Source organism: Algoriphagus taiwanensis, assembly GCF_036245645.1.
Classification (GTDB): domain Bacteria; phylum Bacteroidota; class Bacteroidia; order Cytophagales; family Cyclobacteriaceae; genus Algoriphagus; species Algoriphagus taiwanensis.
In genome coordinates, this window is the sequence record NZ_BTPE01000006.1 from 133,415 (window position 1) to 154,846 (window position 21,432).

At 44.6% G+C, this 21,432-nt stretch carries 19 protein-coding genes; 14 read left to right on the forward strand and 5 right to left on the reverse strand.

Translation table 11 applies throughout. The features are described from left to right. Window positions 1-5: 5 nt before the first annotated feature. From AAA938_RS10300 to AAA938_RS10335, 8 genes are all read left to right on the forward strand, one after another. Window positions 6-1,139 (forward strand): glycosyltransferase, encoded by a 1,134-nt coding sequence (locus tag AAA938_RS10300; protein ID WP_338228646.1) that lies wholly within the window; start codon window positions 6-8, stop codon window positions 1,137-1,139. A 122-nt stretch (window positions 1,140-1,261) separates the two neighbouring features. Next, complete coding sequence (locus tag AAA938_RS10305) at window positions 1,262-2,710, forward strand: O-antigen ligase family protein (protein WP_338228647.1); 1,449 nt, start codon at window positions 1,262-1,264, stop codon at window positions 2,708-2,710. Continuing rightward, a complete protein-coding gene (locus AAA938_RS10310; RefSeq protein ID WP_338228648.1) occupies window positions 2,707-3,882 on the forward strand; it encodes a glycosyltransferase family 2 protein in 1,176 nt (391 codons plus the stop codon). Before AAA938_RS10305 ends, AAA938_RS10310 begins: the two co-directional genes overlap by 4 nt. A gap of 248 nt (window positions 3,883-4,130) precedes the next feature. Then, a complete protein-coding gene (locus tag AAA938_RS10315) occupies window positions 4,131-5,288 on the forward strand; it encodes a glycosyltransferase family 4 protein (RefSeq protein ID WP_338228649.1) in 1,158 nt (385 codons plus the stop codon). Beyond that, window positions 5,288-6,589 (forward strand): oligosaccharide flippase family protein, encoded by a 1,302-nt coding sequence (locus AAA938_RS10320; RefSeq protein WP_338228650.1) that lies wholly within the window; start codon window positions 5,288-5,290, stop codon window positions 6,587-6,589. Before AAA938_RS10315 ends, AAA938_RS10320 begins: the two co-directional genes overlap by 1 nt. Beyond that, the gene (locus AAA938_RS10325; protein WP_338228651.1) at window positions 6,586-7,392 is read left to right on the forward strand and encodes a class I SAM-dependent methyltransferase; all 807 of its coding nucleotides are present in this window, start codon (window positions 6,586-6,588) and stop codon (window positions 7,390-7,392) included. Before AAA938_RS10320 ends, AAA938_RS10325 begins: the two co-directional genes overlap by 4 nt. Then, complete coding sequence (locus AAA938_RS10330) at window positions 7,389-8,270, forward strand: glycosyltransferase family 2 protein (protein WP_338228652.1); 882 nt, start codon at window positions 7,389-7,391, stop codon at window positions 8,268-8,270. Before AAA938_RS10325 ends, AAA938_RS10330 begins: the two co-directional genes overlap by 4 nt. Window positions 8,271-8,384: 114 nt before the next feature. After that, window positions 8,385-9,566 (forward strand): glycosyltransferase family 2 protein, encoded by a 1,182-nt coding sequence (locus AAA938_RS10335; RefSeq protein WP_338228653.1) that lies wholly within the window; start codon window positions 8,385-8,387, stop codon window positions 9,564-9,566. Here AAA938_RS10335 and AAA938_RS10340 read toward each other — a convergent pair. From AAA938_RS10340 to dgt, 3 genes are all read right to left on the reverse strand, one after another. Beyond that, window positions 9,563-10,285 carry a LytR/AlgR family response regulator transcription factor gene (locus AAA938_RS10340; RefSeq protein ID WP_338228654.1) on the reverse strand — a complete coding sequence of 241 codons (723 nt, stop codon included), beginning with the start codon at window positions 10,283-10,285 and terminating at the stop codon, window positions 9,563-9,565. The genes AAA938_RS10335 and AAA938_RS10340 overlap by 4 nt on opposite strands. Before the next feature lie 47 nt (window positions 10,286-10,332). Further along, window positions 10,333-13,305 carry a PAS domain S-box protein gene (locus AAA938_RS10345; protein ID WP_338228655.1) on the reverse strand — a complete coding sequence of 991 codons (2,973 nt, stop codon included), beginning with the start codon at window positions 13,303-13,305 and terminating at the stop codon, window positions 10,333-10,335. A 139-nt stretch (window positions 13,306-13,444) separates the two neighbouring features. Beyond that, complete coding sequence (gene dgt / locus AAA938_RS10350; protein WP_338228762.1) at window positions 13,445-14,788, reverse strand: dGTP triphosphohydrolase; 1,344 nt, start codon at window positions 14,786-14,788, stop codon at window positions 13,445-13,447. 122 nt (window positions 14,789-14,910) lie between these two features. Here dgt and AAA938_RS10355 point away from each other — a divergent pair, with 122 nt between their 5' ends. From AAA938_RS10355 to AAA938_RS10375, 5 genes are read left to right on the forward strand one after another with little or no spacing between them, the layout of a single operon-like run. Next, a complete protein-coding gene (locus tag AAA938_RS10355; protein ID WP_338228656.1) occupies window positions 14,911-15,705 on the forward strand; it encodes a DUF4382 domain-containing protein in 795 nt (264 codons plus the stop codon). Between the two features lie 2 nt (window positions 15,706-15,707). Further along, window positions 15,708-16,727 carry a bifunctional diaminohydroxyphosphoribosylaminopyrimidine deaminase/5-amino-6-(5-phosphoribosylamino)uracil reductase RibD gene (gene ribD, locus AAA938_RS10360; protein WP_338228657.1) on the forward strand — a complete coding sequence of 340 codons (1,020 nt, stop codon included), beginning with the start codon at window positions 15,708-15,710 and terminating at the stop codon, window positions 16,725-16,727. Next, complete coding sequence (locus AAA938_RS10365; protein WP_338228658.1) at window positions 16,720-17,202, forward strand: GAF domain-containing protein; 483 nt, start codon at window positions 16,720-16,722, stop codon at window positions 17,200-17,202. Before ribD ends, AAA938_RS10365 begins: the two co-directional genes overlap by 8 nt. A gap of 42 nt (window positions 17,203-17,244) precedes the next feature. Further along, on the forward strand, window positions 17,245-17,550 hold the full coding sequence (locus tag AAA938_RS10370) for a DUF4160 domain-containing protein (protein WP_338224760.1): 306 nt from the start codon (window positions 17,245-17,247) through the stop codon (window positions 17,548-17,550). Beyond that, window positions 17,547-17,828 carry a DUF2442 domain-containing protein gene (locus AAA938_RS10375; RefSeq protein WP_338228659.1) on the forward strand — a complete coding sequence of 94 codons (282 nt, stop codon included), beginning with the start codon at window positions 17,547-17,549 and terminating at the stop codon, window positions 17,826-17,828. Before AAA938_RS10370 ends, AAA938_RS10375 begins: the two co-directional genes overlap by 4 nt. Here AAA938_RS10375 and AAA938_RS10380 read toward each other — a convergent pair. After that, window positions 17,823-18,578, reverse strand: a complete 756-nt coding sequence (locus AAA938_RS10380; protein ID WP_338228660.1) for an alpha/beta fold hydrolase — start codon at window positions 18,576-18,578, stop codon at window positions 17,823-17,825. The two genes, AAA938_RS10375 and AAA938_RS10380, sit on opposite strands and share 6 nt — an antisense overlap. A gap of 11 nt (window positions 18,579-18,589) precedes the next feature. After that, entirely contained in the window at window positions 18,590-20,500 is a 1,911-nt protein-coding gene (gene dxs / locus AAA938_RS10385) for a 1-deoxy-D-xylulose-5-phosphate synthase (protein WP_338228661.1), read from the reverse strand. A gap of 180 nt (window positions 20,501-20,680) precedes the next feature. Between dxs and AAA938_RS10390 the strand changes: the two genes are divergently transcribed. Next, complete coding sequence (locus tag AAA938_RS10390) at window positions 20,681-21,430, forward strand: segregation and condensation protein A (protein WP_338228662.1); 750 nt, start codon at window positions 20,681-20,683, stop codon at window positions 21,428-21,430. Window positions 21,431-21,432 lie beyond the last annotated feature (2 nt).

Here is a 21,432-nt window from a genome sequence, read left to right on the forward strand (position 1 = left end):
TATCCATGAATACCATCATCTGCCATAGCTTCCCTGCTTGGGACTCCCCTTATGTCAAATCCACATTGGAACTCATCACTCGCCTGGCCTCCACCCACCGGGTGATTCTCCTGGACTATCCTTACACGCTTAAAGACTATTGGAAAACAGACTATGCTCCCAAAGCTCAGCTAAGAGGAAAAGACGGAGGAAAAAGAATAATTCTAACTGAATTCGGACAAGTGGAAGTTTACAATTCCCTGCCTGTCATCCCCACCAACTGGGCTGACAATAAAAAGATTTTCAATCTATTGATGAAAGCCAACTCCTATTTAGTAGGCAAGACTATCCGAAGGATTCTTCGTACGGTAGATCCTAAGAATACCCATGTGATCAATGCGTTTAATCCTGTATTTGGCCATTTTACAAGACATTATTGGGGAGAAATTCCGGTGACATACTATGCCTATGACGAAATGAGTGCTGCCCCTTGGGCAGAAAAATGGGGAAAAATCTATGAGTCAAAGTTTATCAATTCGGTGGACAGAGTGGTAGTCAGCTCTACAGGTCTGGCTGATAAATTCAAGCAGCTCCACCCCAAAGTGAATTGCGTAAAAAACGGCGTAAATCTGAAATATTTTGAAGGTGAGGAACAAAGCAGTCGGTTAACACGAAAAATGGGATACCTCGGCGCCTTTGACGAGCGAATTGACCTCGAATTGCTCAAAGCTACAGCTGAGGCTTTCCCTGACTACCTGATCGAGATTCTCGGCCCTGTCAAAATCACTTCCATATCCGCTCTTCCTCAAAGAGTCGTATTTCTGGGAGCGAAGCCCCAAAATGAACTCCTCCAACATCTCTCCCAGTGGGAGGTATGCTTGATCCCTTTCCGCAAGACTCCGTTTACACAGGCTATCTATCCACTGAAAATCAATGAATACTTGGCAGCAGGAAAACCGGTGGTCACTACTGATTTTGCTGACTTGGGTGATTTTAAAGGCCTCATCCGAATAGCTCAAGACCCCATTGAATTTATCATCGGAATCCAACGCGAAATCCGCGGAAACAATCGGCTGAAATCAGCAAAAAGAAGGGAATTTGCCCAGCAAAACAGCTGGGAAGCCAGAGCCAATCAATTTATTAATGCCTTAGCCTCCTGATTTGGAGGCTTTTTTATTGTCGAAAGATTCCCACCAGTCATCGGTAGTATCCGGTCAGTCATCGACTTATTTCTTCCAAAAAATCGGGCTCAGGTACCTTTGATACATCATTTAGCAATCCAATGAATACCACTAGCTCATTTCCGAAAAAATATGGCGCAGTCAAGCTTCTCAGCGGCTTGGGTGTGATGCTTTTGGGGATGTTTTGGGTCCTGGGAAGTCTGACTATTAGTAAGCTGGGTATGACCGGGGCACTCATGTTTTTGGCCCTTCCTATCGGTGTTGCCTTGATGATGTATCTATGGTCTTTCCCAAAAGCTGGGATTTGGCTGAGTCTGATTATGGGATTTTTGATTTCTGGAATTAGCCGATACATCAATGCCCCTTGGGGATTGTCTATAGATATCTTTCTCACGCTTTCTTTACTTATTGTCCTGATCAATAAAGCGATCCGCGTCCGATGGCAAAATGCGAATACGGATATCGTCATCTTCTCCTTGGTTTGGATGGGCTATCTCGTTCTGGAGATCTTCAATCCTGCCGGAAATGGATTTGAGGCTTGGTTTTATGCTATGCGGGGAATTGGATTCTATCAGGCTCTGGCTGTACCTATCGTTTACCTTCTATTTCGGGAAGAAAAAGATTTTCACACCTTTCTGAATCTCCTCATCCTGCTTTCTCTTTTGGGAACTGCATGGGGATTCAGACAACAGATTTTTGGAGTAGATGCTGCAGAATACCGCTGGCTGTGGGATGAAGAGCACCACGAGGAGCATGTGCTCCATGGGGTTTTGCGGGTATTTTCCTTCTATAGCGATGCAGGTCAGTTTGGCGCATCTCAAGCCATGATGGCACTCCTTACAGGCATTCTTGCCTTGGGCCCTTTTTCTTTGAAAAGAAGAATCCTCTACTGGATTTTGGCCATTGTCTTCTTTTTGGGATTTGCCATTTCAGGGACTCGGGGAGCACTGGCAGTTCCTCTTTTTGGAGGCTTGGCCTATCTGGTCACGACCAAAAATTTCAAAGTTCTCTTTGCCGGCCTGAGTGCCATGATCCTGGTTTTTGTCATTCTCAAATACACCTTTCTCTTCCAGGGAGTGGAGCAGGTGAGAAGGATGCGGACAGCTTTGGACCCCAACAACCGATCCCTGGAAGTCCGCCTGGAAAATCAGGTGACCTTCGGGCGATACCTTGCCGATAAGCCTTTTGGTGGTGGTATAGGTACTGCCGGATTCTGGGGAGCAAGATTCAATCCCAACTCCCTGATGGCCAATACTGCTACCGACAGCTGGTATGTCAAAATCTGGGCAGAAACCGGAATCGTTGGCCTGGCCATTCACCTGAGTTTCCTTGGCTTTGTCCTAGGCAAGGGAGGAGCGGTCTGTATGGGACTTACAGATCCCAAAAGAAAGTCCTACGCCATGGCGATTTATGCCTCCATAGTAGGTGTGATCTTCTCCAGCTACGGCAATCAGGTTTTTGGGCAGATGCCCACCGGAATGATCATGAATCTGGCCATCCCCTTTCTATTTCTTATTCCTACTTGGTACGAAAACAACACTAAAAAATGAATACTTTCCTAATCCTAATTCTCTCTTTGCCAATCGCCTACTTGACTGTGGCTTCCTTCTATCAGTTGGTGCTTGCATTGGCTTCCAGAAGATATAAAAGCCCTAAGTTGGGCAAAAAATCCAAAGGAAGAACACTAATCCTAGTCCCTGCCTATCGGGAAGACGCGGTTATTTTATCCTCAACCGAAGTCAATCTAAAACGCATACCCCAAGATAACAGCTGCGACTATCTGGTCCTGGCAGATCAGCTACAGGCTCAAACGGTAGCAAAACTGAGAGCTATGGGTGCTGAGGTACTCGAGGTCAAATTTGAAAAAAGTACCAAAGTAAAATCCCTCAAAGCTGGGATGGATTTCAAGGCGGGCAAAGGAGATTATTGGCATACCGTCATCCTAGACGCAGATAATATCCTGGACAGGAATTTTATTTCCACTGCTTTACAATATCGAGCCTTGGGCTATCGAGTACTACAGGGAGAACGATTGGCTTCCAACACCCGAAACGCCATGGAAATCCTCGACGGATTATCCGAGAAAGCCAATCAGGAATTGCTCTGCAAAGGTGCCAATCAATTGGGACTCTCCAGCAAGCTGACCGGATCAGCGATGGTACTGGATTTCGACTTGTTTAAGTTGGTATTGCGCATGCTCAAAGCCATAGGAGGATTTGACAAAGAAATGGAGCTGATCCTGACCGCAATGGGAGAGACCATCCAATACGCACCCGAACTTAAGGTTTGGGATGAGAAAGTAAGCAGCACACAAGCCTTTGCCAAGCAGCGAGGTAGATGGCTGGAAAGCCAGTATACTTTCCTGAGAAAGTCAATCCAACCTGCCACAAGGGGCTTATTCCGTGGAAATAAAGACTATTTCCACAAAAGCATCCAGCTCGCCCTGCCTCCTAGGGTTCTGGCCCCGGCCGCACTTTTGCTTTTCCTGGGAATTTCAATACTCTTGAGCTTCAACTTTCTGGTTGGGTTGGCTGGAGTATCCTTTGTGGCTCTGATGGCCTCCTACTTTATTGTCCTGCCCACAGGACTTTGGAAAAGGCATTTTACCCAAATTCTACTCGCTCTTCCCGGCTTGGTCCTGGCAGCAATCCAATCTCTGGGGTGGATGAAAAAATCAAAAAAAGAATTTCTCCACACAGCTCATCAATTCCAGAAATCATGATCACAGAAGGTATGCCTTGGCCAATATTGCTTCCATTGGCATTTATGTTCCTTCTATGGGGCATCGCATTGGGCAAAAAAGAGGCCGCAAAAAGTCTCCCCAGAAAAAGGGAAAAACCAAAGAAGAAAAAGCTATCGAAACCACTTATCGGCTAGGAACCCCCATCTATCGGAGGATCAACCCCAATCGGCTTAAACCTTCCATAAGGATCTCAAATTGCCCTTGTTTTGTATTCACATTTCGACATCATGAAAACGACACTTTCCATCCTGATCATTGTCAAATCCCTCCCATGGAGATTTAAGGGAGGCATACAGACCCATTCTTGGGACTTGGCAAGAGCTCTTCAAGCCAAAGGGCATCAGGTGACTATTCTCACAGGAGGAGCTTTCTTGAAAGGGCAAGTTCAAAATGACCATGAAGGGATTTCTGTTTTGGAAATACCTTTTTTTCCGGGCAGGTATCTTCCTGCAATATCTTTTCTGGCAGAAGAGCTTGCATTTAACCTTAGAGTGAAAAGCTGGGTGAAAAAAAATCACCAACGATATGACATCATTCATACCCAAGGCAGAAGTGGGTATCTGCTCTATCAGCTACCTCAAGTCCATCACAAACTCATCCAAACCATCCACGGACACACCGGAACAGAGGCTGCCTCTGACCTACATAATCTGAACGCAAAAATTCATTCCTTTTTTGCCCAAAAATGGGAAACTAAAACACTGTCCATAGCTCGCCGGACGATCGCGGTCAGCCAAGACCTGAAGCGGTCAGTAGAAAGAAGCCACCAAGTCGGCTCCGAGGCAATCTCCGTAATCCCTAACGGGGTAGGAGGTAATGAGTCTCATCCCAATTTACCCACTGAGAAAAGAGTAAAGAGATTTGTATTTGTAGGAAGGCTACATCCTGTAAAGGGGCTCGTCCCTCTGATCAAAGAAATTGCAGAGGCTCCTCAGCCTCTATTTTTGGACATTATTGGGGAAGGCCCTCAATGGAAAGAATTGGAGGAATTGATCCTAGACCTAGGTCTTAGCCGTCAGGTAAGGATGCTGGGAGCTTATCCCAATGCTGCCATTCAGATGCTTTTGCCCCATTATCAGGGTCTGATACTTCCATCAGTCTATGAATCCCAGGGGATAGTACTTCTTGAAGCCAATCTGTGTGGAATTCCTGTAATTGCTTCAGATCTCCCCTCCATCCAGGAAAGCGTCCTGAACAGAAAAAACGGAATCCTCTGTCCAATAGACAGACCTGAAGAATTTATCAAGGCCATGGAATACCTTCAGGAAAATCCCCGAGAGGCCAAGAAAATGGGGCTCATGGGTCAATCTTGGGTGAAAGAAAACTTCAACTGGTCCAAAATAGCCGATCAGACCATCGATCTCTACCATCAATTGGCCAGCTGATGAAAAGGTCTGCATTGCAAAAAATCATTGGCGCTATGGGAGGGCAGAGTCTTTTTCTGCTGACCAATATGCTTTCCTTCCTGATAGTGGTAAAAATCTTCACTCCGGAAGAATTCGCTGCCTGGGGATTTTACCTAAGTCTGATGGCTCTGCTTGACGGTATTCGACAGGGACTGATTCAGAATGGACTTACCCGATTTTTAATCCAGTATCCCGATCAGGAAAAATCACTGATGGGCTCAGCATTAGCCCTTCATCTGATATTTATCGGTATTCTTTCGCTCTTGCTATTTGTTTTCGCAGCACCGATTAGCACATTTTGGAATTTGCCCGAGATGGAAGCTCTTTTTCGGTATTCTTGGCTGACTCTTCTTGCTTCGGGCAGTCTTCAGACTTTCTACAGTCTTCTTTTTGCCAAAGGGAAAAGCCGGGTGTATTTCATTTTCAATCTAGCCTACCTAGTCGGCATCGGGATGGTGCTTTTGGTACTACTCAGTCTGGGAAAACCTGGTTTGCTAGAATTGCTGTGGGGACAAAATGCCATCTCCTTGCTTCTTCTGGCGATAGGATTGAGGCTGAGCAATTGGTTTCAATGGGGACTTCCTACACTTCCATGGATGAGAAAACTCCTGGCTTTTGGCAAGCATGTGGCGGGAACCAATGCTTTTTCTCTCCTCTTTCAGAAGGCTGATCTTTGGATGATTGGGTTTTTGCTGGATGCCAAATCTGTGGCCCTCTTTCTTCTGGCCACCAAAATAATCCAGTATATCGATCTTCCTCTGACTTCACTGAGTCAAATGCTTTATCCCCGATTTGCTGCCACTGGTCGAAGCCAGAATACCAACGAACTGAATTTGGAAATGGCCCGGGGTATCCTCCTTTTATTTGTACTCATTCTTCCGGGCGTACTTCTGGTATTGATCTTTTCAGAAACTCTGATTTTGATCCTCAGTACAGAAGAATACCTCGAAGCAGCACCTTTGATTATTCTCCTGGGGCTGGCCAGTTTAGCCAAACCTTGGGGAAGAGTCTTCGGAATGGCTCTGGATGCCATGGGGAAGCCTCAGATCAATATGCACATGCTCGCTTTCAGCCTGGTCGTGAATGTAGCTGCAAATGCACTTTTCATTCCAATCTATGGAGTAGGAGGGGCAGCCTTCGCCACCAGCTTGAGTACGGTACTGACCATAGGTTTAGGTCAGGTCAAAATCAGAAAATACTTGGAAATACTTCCATTTGACCAACAACTTGCGCTCATCAAGAGCATCATCACTAAAAATCTCAATCTAAAAACGCCATGAATTTAACTTTCGGATTAGCTCAGGTTCACACCTCCGCTCGAATGAAAAACAACCCCACGCTGGCGATGCTTTTCCATCAGATTTTCGGGTATACCAACCTTGGGAATTACGCCAGGTTTACCATTTTCAAAAAACTGATTAAAAATATCCCTCTCCCAGAGCAGGCGAAAATTCTGGATCTGGGTACAGGATATGGAGAGTATGCCATCAGCCTGGCAGGTGCCATGCCCAAGGCAAAAGTATATGCTTTGGATATTGATCCTGAACGGATCTTAACCCTGCGCACTGCACTGGAAAAAAGCCAAATCGACAACATCACCACCTACTGTCAAAAAATAGAAACCACATTCTTGCCAGAATTGGACTTTGTTTTTGCCATCGACGTGTTCGAACATATTTCTCCTGAAGAAATGCCTTTTACCTCAGTTCATCAAAGGCTCAAGGAAGGAGGGCATTTTTTGGTCAAAATTCCAAATGTCACCCAAAGGACTATTTTCCCGGCTGGATGGTTTGAGGAGCATCAAGACTGGCTCGATGAGGAGCATGTAGGACAAGTGTATGACTTGGCAGGCCTGAAAGAAAGATTTGAAGTGGAGGGATTCGAAATTGTCCATGCCTCTTATTCGGATGGATATCTTTCCCGATTGGGCTGGGAATTAGCCTATCTGGGCAAAAAACAAGGCACTTTGGGCCAATTACTCAGCTTGCCTTTGGCAAAAGGGCTGGTTCACTTAGACCGGGTTTTTCACCGAAACAATTGGGGAAACGCGATTCAGGTCATTGGCAGAAAAAAATCCTCATGAACACGCCAAAGGTAAGTATCATTACGGTCAACTATAAGCAGAAAGAAGTGACTGCGGACCTACTCCGCAGCATCCTTCTTTCAGGGTATCCCAATCTGGAGGTCATCTTGGTGGACAATGAGTCGGATGGATCAGATGAAACATTCTACTGTAGCCATTATCCCGGTCTTAGGTATTTATATTCTCCTGAGAATGTAGGATTTGCCGGAGGAAATAATTTGGGAATCCAGGCCTCTAACGGGGAATATCTTTTTTTTCTGAACAACGACACCGAAATCTCCTCCGGTTTGATTGAACATTTATTGGAGGGGTTTGCTGATCATCAGGTTGGAGCTGTATCACCCGTGATCCGGTATGCAGAAAATCCTACCCGAATCCAATTTGCCGGATACACGGCTATTCATCCTTTGACCGGGAGAAACAGTCCCCTGAGACAGCTACCTACCGAATCCTGGTCCGAATCGCCCTATTTTCATGGAGCGGCAGTATTAATATCAAGAAAAGTAATCGAACAGGCCGGGGTCATGCCAGAGGAGTATTTTCTCTACTATGAAGAGTTGGACTGGTCAGAAAAAATACGGAAAAACGGGTTTCAGATTTTGGTCGCCAGAGAGGTGTCTATCATCCACAAAGAATCCATCAGCACCGGAAAAAACAGCCCGCTGAAGGTTTATTACCAGACTAGAAACAGGATTCGTTTTATGAAAGAAAACTCTTCCCTTTATGGCCTATTCCTGAGCTTTTTTCTCCTGGTAAGTTTTCCGAAAAATCTCCTCAGACTCCCTGAAAAGCATAGAAATGCGTTCTGGCTGGGCTGTAAAGACGCCCTGGTCCGAAAGCAGTTTGGCTGGAAAAATCCGGTCTATTTTCGGGCTTGATCTTCATTTGTCGACCTCTGACGCTATTCATCCCTCCCAAACGGTCACTGAGCGATTTAGGAATAGAAGCACCCGATCCTGGGATAATTTTGAACCTATCAAACCAAACGAACTATGGAACTTCTATTTTGGATCGCAGTAAGTATTGTCCTGTTTACCTTTTTGGGATATGGATTGGTCATCAGTGTTTTGGCTGCCTTGGGAAAAAAGAAAATAAATTATCCCCAGCTCGATGACGAAGATCTTCCTGAAGTGACACTCATTGTAGCCTGCTACAATGAGGAAGAAATCCTCCGGGATAAAGTCGCCAATTGCCTTAATCTGAATTACCCCAAAGAAAGACTTACGGTACTTTTTGTCACGGATGGAAGTATAGATGGCTCGGTAGAATTATTACAGAGCTATTCCGGAGTAGAGGTTAGCCATTCTAATTCAAGAAAAGGTAAAATTGCAGCGATCAATCGAATTATGCCGGGAATCACTACCCCGATCAGCATATTTACTGATGCGAATGTGATGCTGAATCCCGAGGCAATTCGAGCATTGGTTCACCCATTCCAATCCAATCTGGTGGCGGCTGTTTCTGGTGAAAAAGTGGTGCTTTCCCAGTCCAAAGACGGGGCAAGCTCTTCAGGGGAGGGTTTTTACTGGAAATATGAATCCTTCCTGAAAAGAAAAGATGCTCAATGGAATACCTTGGTAGGGTCTGCCGGGGAGCTTTTGGCCATCCGGACACATCAGTATCATGCCCCTGAGGAAGACACCGTCATCGAGGATTTTGTAATGACTGTGCGTCTGGCCGCCCAAGGATATCAGGTGGGATACACCCCGGAAGCAATGGCTGTAGAAACCGGTTCGGCCAATATTGAAGAAGAACAGAAGAGAAAGGTCAGAATCAGTGCTGGAGGTCTTCAGGCGATTTCTCGACTTCCGGAGGCCTGGAACTGGAGAAAGCATCCCGGATTGACCTTCCAATACCTTTCTCATCGGGTCCTGCGCTGGACAGCGATGCCTGTGGCTTTGGTTATTGCCATTTTCACCAATTTATTTCTGGCTGACCAGCATTGGTTTTATGGATTCGCTGCCTTGGGTCAGTTGATATTCTATGGTTTGGCAAGTCTTGGATATCTGATGAGAAACAGAGCCATTCGAGTCAAATTCCTCCACATTCCTTTCTACTTTGTATTCATGCACGTTTGTGTCGTGCTGGGCTGGATTAGGTATTTTAGAGGAAAACAGGCCGTGACTTGGGAAAAAGCCCAACGGGCAAGTCCAACTTGGGTGGTTCAGGACTAAAGTAAATTGAGGCGGGAGATCAGAATATCCTTATTCGCCCGGGAGATAGGAATCACCTTATCGTCGATCAGCAGATTGGATTCTTCGATATCAACGATTTTGGAAATATTGACGACAAAGGACCGGTGAACCTTTTGAAAATTAAAGCTCTCCAGTCTATCCTGAACTTTTTTAATGGTGGTGTGGACGATGTAGCCTTTTGTTTTTGTTTTGAAAAGCGCGTAGTCCCCTTTTGCCTCTATGTAAAGTATCTCCTCAATCTTGACCTTGACCAGTTTGCTGTCCACCTTCAAAAACAAACTATTGTCAATGATTTTGGACATGTTGGCATTTGCTTTTTCAGCTTTTTTCAGCCGATCAAAGCTCGCCTTGGCAATCTGAATAGCAGCATTGACCTCTTTGACTCCGTAGGGCTTGACCAAGTACCCAAAAGGACCCATTTCCCTTGCTCTGGATATGGTCGCATTATCGGCATAGGCCGTGGTAAAAATAAACGGAATGTCAAACTGATCCCGGATCAATTCAGCCAACTCCACCCCATCAATATCTCCGGCAATCTGAATATCCAATAGCGCCAAGTCAGGGGAGTGGTTATTGCACAGGTCAATGGCATCATTGGCATTGTCAGCTATACCTACCACTTCATGCTCTAACAGACCAAGGATATCTTTCACACTTTGAGAAATCAAGTGGTCATCTTCTACAATCAGAATTTTCATTGGATAAAGACAAGGTAAAAACGAATGAAAATAGGCAGAAAATTTAATTATGCCATAGGCATAATCAAGATAAACTCCGATCCCTGATTTGTATCACTTTCCACCGAAATGGTCCCCCCGTGCATAAGGACAAACTCCCTTACGATCGAAAGCCCTAAACCTGTCCCCTGGATGTTCTTTACATTAGTGGCCCTGTAAAATGAAGAAAAAAGTCCCTTTTGATCCTTTTTGGGAATCCCGATACCGAAATCCTTCACCGAAATCCGGATTTGTGACAATTGATCAAAGGAAAAAGTAAGGATGGGGTTGGGTTTGCCTTCAGAATATTTCAGCGCGTTTGAAAGCAAATTACCCAAAATATGATCCATCAGCGTGGCATCTACAGGAACAGTTTTTTTGACCCCGATGATTTTCAATTCTATGGTGCGACCGTCAGCTCTCCCCGTAGTGATTCTTTGAATCAGTTGCTGGGCCAAAGCCACCAAATCCACCGGCTTTTTGGAAATCTCTACTTTACCTGCTTCAATTTTACCCAAGAGAAGCATGTCATTCATCAAAGAGGTGACTCGAGAAATTTCAGAAGATATTCTTCCTAAATAAGTTCCAAATGAAGGCAACAATTCGGGGAATTTGGCTTCAAGGGAATACTCTATCAGATCTACATTTTGCTTGATTGTGGTTAATGGAGTTCTGAATTCATGAGAGGTCATTGCGACAAAGCGAGATTTGAGTTCATTGAGCTCTCTTTCTTTGGCCAGAGATTTTTCCATCTCATCCTGAGAATTTTTTTGAAAGGTGATATCCCTGGCGAAGGCTGTAAAAGAATGGACCCCGTTGGTAATCATGGGAATGATCGATAACTCGATGGGAAACTCATGGCCTGACTTGTGCATGGCAGTAATCTCAATACGCTGATTGAGTACCGGTCCTACTCCTGTGGCCATGTAGTGCCTCATTCCTTCAAAATGTGCCTTGCGGTGCTGCGTGGGAATGATGTTTTCAGTCAGGTGATGACCCATTACCTCTTCCTGAGACCAGCCAAAAATCTGGGTAGCGCGAGGATTCCAGCCTGTGATTTTCCCCTCAGCATCAATGGTGATAATCGCATCCAAGGCAGAATTGATGACAGTCTTGAGTCTGTTTTCACTTTCTCTCAGTTCTTTTTCTGCCTTTTCCTGCCTTCTCTTTGATTTGGCACTTTTCAATCTCCCTGCTGCCAGATTCGCGATAATAGTGAGCGTTTTCAGATGCTTTTCATTGAAAAAATCCTCTTCAGGATGCTCCGAATCGATAACCCCGATCACTCTGTTTTCAAAGACAATAGGAACGGTGATTTCAGATAGCCTCACTTCATCATCAGCAATATAGCGTGGGTCCTTTAATGTATTGGGAATGATCTCTGCCAGGCCAGTCATCGCCACAGACCCCACTACGCCTTTGCCTAAAGGAACTTCTATTGGATCTTTGATTTTTCTCTCTCCCGCATCTTTGGGACCAAAAGCCGCCAATTGCTCCAAGCACCCCTTTTCCTCATTTAATACATAAATTACGCAGTCAATAAAGCCAAACTTATTAATCAAATTCTCGGCGATTTCCCATGAAATAGATTGAATATCTTCTTGTTCGAGAAGTTGGGTAACAAAGGAATTGATGGAAGACAAAAATTCCTGACTTTCTTCCAGCTTTTGGTTTTGGGAGAGGAGTTCTTCCTGCTGCTCGAAAAGGGTTTGCGTATTTTCGGCTGAGGTAAGGACATATCCTACATATCGGGCAAAAAGGCTGAAAAACTGAAGATCGTATTCTGAAAAATTTTTCCTTGTCCCTCCAATACAGCCCAAAAGTATGGCCCCGTATTTTTTATTATTTACATAGATGGGCATGCTGAGCATACAATTCAGCCCAATCCTCTGGATGGTGGAGTAATCCGCATACTCAGAATTGGCCAAATCCGGTATCGCGATCAATCGGTCTTCCAAAAACGCCAAGCCTGACACGGAGCCATGTAAGGGAAGTTTTTTTTGAAATTCTTCAGGGACACCTACATTAAACAAATTCTCAATGACGATCAAATCTTCACCGACGGCCTTTACCACACCTCCCATCGGCATTTCGAAGTATTTCGATACTATCTCAAGTCCAGTTCTAAGCTGCTGTTGGAGGGTCAGTGAATTATCAGAGGTGATTTTATTAAGATCTTCAAGTCCACCTGTGTATCTATCCAGATCAGCTTTGACCTGTTGAAGCTCCATTTCGTTTCTCTTTCGCTCAGTGATATCCACATGGACACCGATAGATCCTGTCCTCTTTCCTGTGATATCATAAGTCGGAGCACCGGAGATCAATCCAAAAAATGAGGTTCCGTCTTTTCGGATGATTTCAACCTCATAGGCACTAGCCTTCCCTTTTTCCCTTAGCTTGTGCTGCTCCTCGATTTTTTCTTTCGTCTGAGCTCTCACCAAAAGGTCCGAGGCGATATTTCCCAGTAATTCCTCTTTGGAAAAACCCGTAATTCGGGTCATGGTATCATTCACGTACAGAATACGCTCATCCAAATCCACCTCCATGAGTCCAAATTGAAGATTCTCGAGAATTCCCCGGTATTTCTCCTCAGAGAGCTTTAACCCATACTCGAGATTATGCCTTTCGGTTCGGATTCTGGCTACGACTATTGCCCCTTTGAGTACATCATTCCGATAATTAAGCTGTACCTTTTGACCAACCCATTCGGTTCTTCCATCTTTGGTAAGGACCGGAAACTCAAGGTAAGATGACTTCTCTTTTGCCTCGATCTGATAAGAATAGAACAGGGCTACATTTTCCCTGTAATCCTCTCTGATCAGCTCATGGAAGTGTTTGGATAGGAGCTCGCTTATCGTGTACCCCAAAATTTCTACGGCCTTCCTATTTACAAATGTGAAATACCCCGACGGATCGATTTCATAAATAATGTCCTGAGCCTCTTCTACAATTACACGATAGCGATCTATCGAGAAGCTTGGAAAATCTTCCTCTTTATTCACGTAAAATTGATGGGTTAAAGGAAACTTCTTTTCCAAAATATAGGGCATTGTTAATTCAGCCCAAAGGAATTGAAGTTTAGATAAATGAAATCTTTTTTTCGATGAATGAACAGAATCCTTCGACGAATGAAAAAATCACTTAAAACCCAGGAATGGAAATCCCATTGACCCTTCGGTATAGATTCAGGGCATACTTATCCGTCATCCCTGCCACAAAATCCACTAAAGCTCTCAGCAGGGGATAAGGATTCACCTCAGCTCCCCAGCCTTTCATCGGAAAATCCTCCGGAAGAAGTCTTAGGATGCTTTTGTCCTGACCGGAAAATGCCTCCGGTTGATAAAAGTGGTGATAAAGCGCTCTGGAAAAAACCGTTAACAGCCCCTCCAAAACCTGAAAACCTGCCGCTTCCTTTTCCAAGACTACCTTAGATCGGTAGATTTTCTGTATCGACACTCGGGAAATTTCTCCCAAAGCCTTGGCCGAGGGGATCATATCCGTAAGGGCTTTGTCAAAGGTGCCTTTACGCATGTTTTCCTCATATTGAGCAAACACCTCCACCGTTTCCTGAATCAATTTCCCGATAGCTAATGCCCGTAAAGCCCCCAAATTCTGGTTTATTGAGCGATCCTTGAGCTTTTCCGGATCAAAAAGATCTCCTAGGATAGGCTTTAGCAGGTCTACAGTTTCTTCAAAATCCACCAAGCCCATCGTGCACCCATCCTCCAGATCGATGATGCTGTAGCAGATATCATCTGCTGCCTCCACCAAAAAGGCCAAGGGATGCCGCACCCAAGAATCGCTGCTCAGCTTTTCTATACCCAAGACATCGGTCATCTGCTCAAAATCAACCAGCTGATTGATGAAAAAACCATACTTCTTTTGACTTTTTCTGGCGATATCCCGCTGCGTAATCAGGCTTGGCCTTGGGTATTTGGTAAAGGCAGCCAGGGTGGCATAGGTCAATTTTAACCCTGACTCCTTAGATACCAGCATTCGGAAACCTTGGGCATTTCCTTCAAAATTGATCAAGTCTGCCCATTGATCTATTCGGACATGCCTCTCCCAGCATTTTCCGTCGGGATGGAGGCGAAAGAAATCCGAAATGGCCTCTTCTCCTGCATGACCAAAGGGCGGATTTCCTATATCGTGAGTCAATGCCGCCGCCGCTACTATGGCTCCTATATCAGAAGAGTCAATACCCAGGGATTGAAGATTTGGAAATTTATTGATCAGAATCTCTCCGGCTCCTTTCCCAAGGGACCTCCCCACACTGGATACCTCCAGACTATGGGTCAATCGCGTATGGACAAAAGCCTGATCAGGAAGAGGAAAAACCTGGGTTTTATCCTGAAGATTGCGGAATGGGGCGGAAAAAATAATCCGGTCATAGTCGATTTCAAATTCACTCCGGCCGGCATTGGTATTGATTTTCAAAGGACTGTCTCCAAATCGCCCTTTTGCCAAAAGTCTTTCCCATTTCATCATGCCCAAAAATAGAAACACCAATCCAAAAAAAGCCAATTTCAAGGATAATTGACTGAGCTTTTGAAGGACCATACTCCAAAAACTATTCGGGAATGAATCAATTAGACTAACTTTACCCCGTGAAGTACTTCAATAATATTCTCAGCTTTTTTTTCTGTCTCCTTCTGGGTTTTAGTTGCACAAGCCCAGACGAAAGTCCAAAAGCATTGGTCAATATCTTTTTGGTGGATGCACCTGCCCAATGGGATTCGGTCGTGGTAGAACTGCGGGGAGTGGAGATTGAATTTGTCCCATCGGGCAGAGAAGGGCAGGTCGAATCCATGTTCCTTCCTTACGAACCCGGCAATAAGCAGGTCAACGTTTCTCTGTTGGTGGGCGGTGATATTCTGCCTATTTCCCGAAGGGAGTTTCAGATTGGAAATATCACCAAAGCCACATTGAGGCTTGGGGAAAATAACTTCCTTTATCAGGGAGAAAGGGGATATCCGCTTAGACTTCCCAATGGTCAAACCGATTTCTCAGGAGACCTGTCGATCCGACTGGAACCTGGCATATCCTACGATGTGATTATTGATTTTGACTTGGAAAAATCAATCAAAACGACCCAAACAAACCCCTTGGCATTTTCTTTTCAACCCACTTTGGATATTTACTCAGGAATTGGCTTGGGAACTGTCCAAGGCAGCATTTCCCCAACTACCCTCCAGCCTGCGATCTATGCCATAAGGGATAGCGACTCTCTGAGTACGCATATGAATGCGAGTGGAACATATGTATTCCGTTTGGAACCTGGCTCCTATACGCTATTTATCGATCCTAAGGATGAAGCCTATGTGGCCGACACCCTACTGAATGTACAAGTGACTGAAGGACAGCGCACCACTGCAGACCGGGTCACACTCAGCAGAAGATAGTCATGCGAAAAGAAGACTACATGCGGCGTGCCTTAGAACTGGCCGAAAATGGAAGTGGATATGTCAGTCCCAATCCCAAAGTCGGCTGCGTGATCGTGCATCAGGACGAGATCATTGGAGAAGGATGGCATCAGCACTATGGGGGCCCCCATGCGGAAGTAAATGCAGTAGATTCGGTTAAATTCCAGGATTTACTTCCAGAATCCACGGTCTATGTCAGTCTGGAGCCTTGTGCACATTGGGGCAAAACCCCTCCCTGCGCCAATCTTTTGGTAGAGAAAAAGGTCAAAAAAGTAGTTATCGCAGCCACGGATTCCAACCCTCTGGTAGGAGGAAAAGGAATTGACATCCTGAAAAATGCAGGAATTGAGGTGGAGACAGGAGTGCTTGAAAAAGAAGCCAGATGGCAAAACCGGCGATTTTTCACCCAAATTGAGAAAAATCGTCCCTATGTGATTCTCAAATGGGCACAGACTCATGATGGTTTTGTAGCCCGACCCAACTTCGATTCCAAGTGGATCAGCAATTCTCAAAGTAGACAACTCGTCCATCAATGGAGAGCCGAAGAGGATGCGATTTTGGTAGGGAAAAATACGGCCCGCTATGATAATCCCTCCCTGAATGTACGGGATTGGGTGGGCAAAAATCCCATCCGAATCGTTATTGACTCTCAATTGGAGCTATCTTCTGACCTCAACCTATTTGACCGGACTATCCAAACCTTGGTTTTCAACACGGTTTTGGAAAAAAAAGAGGAAAATCTGGAGTGGATCCAAATGGAAAAAATCACCCCAAAGAGCATTTTGGAATCATTAAATCATCGAAAAATTCAAAGCTTGATTGTCGAGGGCGGCAGTCAAGTCCTGAATCAGTTCATTCAATCCGAGCTCTGGGATGAATGCAGGGTTTTTACCTCTCCTACCCAGTTTGAAGGAGGAATTCCTGCTCCCAAATTGAACCAAAATTCATCTGAAACCCTTTTCATCGGCACAGACCAACTTGATATCTATTACCATGGCTGAATCTCTATTTCTTCCTGAAGCAGCTACCAAAGCTGAGAAATACGAATCCCTTATTCCGCAGATTGAGGCGTTGATCTCCGGTGAGCCCGATCTCTATGCCAATCTGGCCAACATGGCTTCGGCTCTTCGGGAGGCATTTGGGTTTTTCTGGGTCGGTTTTTATCTGGTCAAAGGAGATCAATTGGTCCTCGGCCCGTTTCAGGGGCCGATTGCCTGCACTCGGATCAATTTTGGAAAAGGGGTTTGCGGAACAGCCTGGAAAGAAAAGAAAACCCAACTGGTCCCGGATGTGGATGCCTTCCCTGGGCATATTGCCTGCAGTTCTGCATCCAAATCAGAAATAGTGGTTCCAGTATTCAAAGAACAAGAAGTAGCAATGGTTTTGGATGTGGATAGCGATCAGCTGGCAGACTTTGACGAGATCGACCAAAAGTACCTGGAAGAATTGATGGTGATTTTGGGAAAGAGCTTGTAAGCAGGAGACAAATTCTTAACTTATTGGTATATAATTACATATATGCCAAAGATTTTCGAATACTTCGGAATTATACTTTTCTTTTACTCTAATGAGCATGAACCCATTCATGTCCATGCTAAAAAAGGAGAATTTGAATCCAAAGCTGAGTTCGAGATTATAGAAGGGCAAATTGAAAAGATAACTATTAGTTCGGTTTTCGGAAAAAGGCCCTTGAAAAACAATGATTTAAAACATTTCCAGGAATTTTTGGATAAGTTTGGTTTAAAAATCGTTGAAAAGTGGGTAGACTATTTTATATACCATAAGAGGGTCGAGTTTGAAAAAATAAATTCAAAACTAAAGTGATAATTCAGGTTGATAAATATCAGGAAGACAATCCCATTATCGAGGTAATTCTGGCCACATGGATTGCTGATTATGTATTGGAAATAAAATTTAGTGATGGGAAAACAAATAAGGTTGATTTTAAAAAGTTTCTTAGTAATTCATCTCATCCCGAAATCAGAAAATATCTCAACCAAGACTATTTCAAATTATTTAAGATTAAAGATGGAAATTTGATCTGGAATGATTATGAAATGATTTTTCCAATCGAAGACCTCTATTCAGGAGTGATTCTATGAAATTACAAAGGATCTGACCACTTCCAGAGTCTTTTCCTTCGCTTCAATCATCCCCATATGGCCTACTCCTTCCAGTTCGACATACTGGGTAAAAGCCTCTTTTTGTTTTCTGCTTACTTCAATTTTTACTGCACCGTCTTCGGTTCCTGCTATCAGTAACTTTGGACCTGAAAAATTCTTGAGCACTTCCAGTCGATCCTTCCGGTCCCTCATCGCTCGGGAATAGCCAATCAATCCCTCGAGACTGGACCTTTTGGCATCTTCAATTGCATTCTGGATTTCAGGGGCCAGCTCTTCTCTTCTGGCTTCAGGAAAAAGTGGGGGCACAAAGGAGGTGACAAACTTTTCTACCCCATTCTTTTTGAGAAAAGTGACTGTCCGGTTTCTCATTTCTTTTTTCTCCTCATCATCGGCAAAAGCCGTAGAGTGAAATAATCCCAGAGCTTTGATTTTATTTCCCATAAGCTCGAGCAAAGCTAAGGCAACATAGCCGCCCAAAGAATGGCCTATAACAATTGGATTTTGAACCTTTTGTTCATCCATCCATTCCTCCAACTGTACCGCTACTTCTTCCAAAGTGATCCGATCTCTTTCAATTGGAGAATCTCCAAAACCCGGCAGATCAGGACAGATCACCCGAAAATCAGAGGAAAGAGCTTCCGCAAAAGGAATCCACATGTTTCCGCTTTCGCAAAAACCATGGATGAGGACGACCGGTTTACCCTGTCCCTTTTCAAAAAAATGGATCATAATGCTTGTGATTAGGCAATCTGCACCTCTGCTAAAGCGCGAACAGCTTCAGCTATCCCTTCTGGGTCAAATCCGCATTCTCTGTGAAGCTCAATCTGCTCTCCGTGCTCAATGATAGCATCCGGAATACCCAAGCGCTTCACTTGCGCATAGTAACCGTGGTCCATCATCCATTCCAGAACTGCGGATCCAAAGCCTCCCATCAGAGCCCCATCCTCAATAGTGATTACTTTTTTGAATTTCCCAAAGACTTCATGAAGCAATTCCTCATCGAGTGGCTTGACAAATCGCATATCATAATGCGCAGGATTCAACCCTTCTTTGGCCAATGCCTGACAGGCTTCTACCGCATAATTACCGATATGTCCGATAGACAAAATAGCCACATCTTCTCCTTCTTTGACGATTCTGCCTTGTCCAACCGGAATTTCCCGCATTGGAGTTTTCCACTCAGGCATGACTCCGTTTCCTCGAGGATAACGAATAGAGAAAGGACCGCCAAACTGGGTAGCGGTATACATCAGGTTTCTCAACTCTTCCTCATTCATTGGAGCAGAAACCACCAAATTGGGAACGCAGCGGAAGTAGGCAATATCATAGGCCCCATGGTGAGTAGGTCCATCTGCTCCGGCAAATCCAGCTCTGTCAAGACAGAAAACTACCGGTAGGTTTTGCAAGCAGACATCATGAATGACTTGGTCATAAGCCCGCTGCATAAAAGAGGAGTAGATATTGCAAAAAGGAACCAAGCCCTGAGTAGCCAATCCTGCGGAAAAAGTAACTGCATGCTGCTCTGCGATCCCCACGTCAAATGCCCGGTCAGGCATCGCTTTCATCATAATGTTGAGCGAAGAACCGGAAGGCATGGCAGGAGTTACTCCCATAATTCGAGAATCTTTTTCTGCCAATTCCACGATTGTATGTCCAAAGACGTCTTGGTATTTGGGCGCCTGAGGAGAAGTGGGCACTTTCTTGAAAATCTCGCCGGTAACCTTATCGAAGGTCCCTGGAGCATGCCAAGTTGTTTTATTTCCTTTTTCGGCAGGCTCGTAGCCTTTACCTTTTACAGTCACACAGTGGAGAATCTTCGGACCGGGAATATCCTTCAAGTCTCTCAGAATTTCCACCAAATGATCTACATCGTGTCCATCTACCGGGCCGAAGTAGCGGAGATTAAGTGATTCAAAAAGATTGCTCTGCTTGAGTACGGCAGACTTAATCGCTCCCTCCACTTTGGAAATCACTTCCTGGGCACTGCTTCCAAACTTGCTCAGCTTACCCAACATTTTCCATACTTCATCCTTCACCTTGTTGTAGGTGTGTGAGGTAGTGATATCCGTCAAATAATCTTTCAGCGCACCGACATTGGGGTCGATGGACATGCAGTTGTCATTGAGGATAATCAGCAGATTAGTATCACTTACACCGGCATGGTTCATCGCCTCAAAAGCCATCCCCCCTGTCATCGAACCATCACCGATGACGGCTACATGCTGAATGTCTGAGTTCTTGTACTTGGAGGCAACTGCCATTCCCAAAGCTGCGGAAATGGAAGTGCTGGAATGTCCTACACCGAAAGTATCAAATTCACTTTCTTTCCTTTTGGGGAAGCCTGATAGACCTCCGTAGACTCTATTGGTATGAAATTGATCTCTTCGACCTGTCAAAATTTTGTGGCCATAGGCTTGATGTCCCACATCCCAAACCAACTGATCTTCAGGCGTATTCAACACATAATGCAAAGCTACGGTAAGCTCTACTACCCCTAAACTGGCACCAAAGTGCCCTCCATAAACGGAGACATTATCAACGATAAACTGACGGAGCTCATCGCAAATCTGAACCAAGTTGTCTTTCGAAAATTTCTTTAAGTCCGCTGGGGAATTGATTTGGGAAAGAAGAGGTCCGGGTGATATAGACATGGTTGGGTGAGTTTCTTTTAGAGTGAAACAACTTACAAGCCAAAGAGTTTGTTTACCAGAAAGTTTCGAATGCGTAATTTAATCCTAAGCGCATTATTCCTCTGAGCTCCAATTATTTTATCTGAATTGAATATCTTTGGCTACAAGGAGGCAAAATTAACCCAAATATTTAAATATCCGGTGAGTTTCGAGATCAAATTACCCCTATTCGAAGGCCCGTTCGACCTCATGCTTTTTTTCATTGAGCGGGACGAATTGGATATTTATGATATTCCTATCTCGAAGATTACCAATGACTTTCTGGATTACATCCATCATCTGGAAAAAATGGAAATCGAAGTGGCCAGTGAGTTTATCCTCTTTGCAGCTACCTTGATGAAAATCAAATCCAGAATGCTTTTGCCGAGGCCTGACCTTAACGAACACGGAGAGGAAATAGACCCCCGGGAGGAATTGGTCAGGAACCTTTTGGAATATAAAAAGTACAAATCCGTGGTAGCCGATCTATCTGACATGGAGTCGGAATGGATGGCTAAAGAAAAAAGAGGGAATCTCCTAAAAGAACTCCAATCACTCAGCAAAGTAGAGGATGTGGATGCGGAAATGCAGCACGTGGATCTCTATAAATTACTCAAAGTATTTCAAAAATGCATGGCAAAAATGGCGTCGAGAACTGAGGAAACCAAGCATACGGTGATCCAGTACCCTTACACCATCGAACAGCAAAAAAATTTCGTTTTGGAAAAAACCAGCTTTAAAAAACAAGTCCCTTTTACAGATTTCATTGAGTATAAACCTGAAAAGATTTTTGTGATTTACACCTTTCTGGCCATTCTTGAGCTACTTCAGCTTTCCCAGGTCACGATTATCATCGGGGAAGGATACAATAATTTTTGGGTGGAAAAGACTGAGCCTGTCGCTGCAGCCTGATT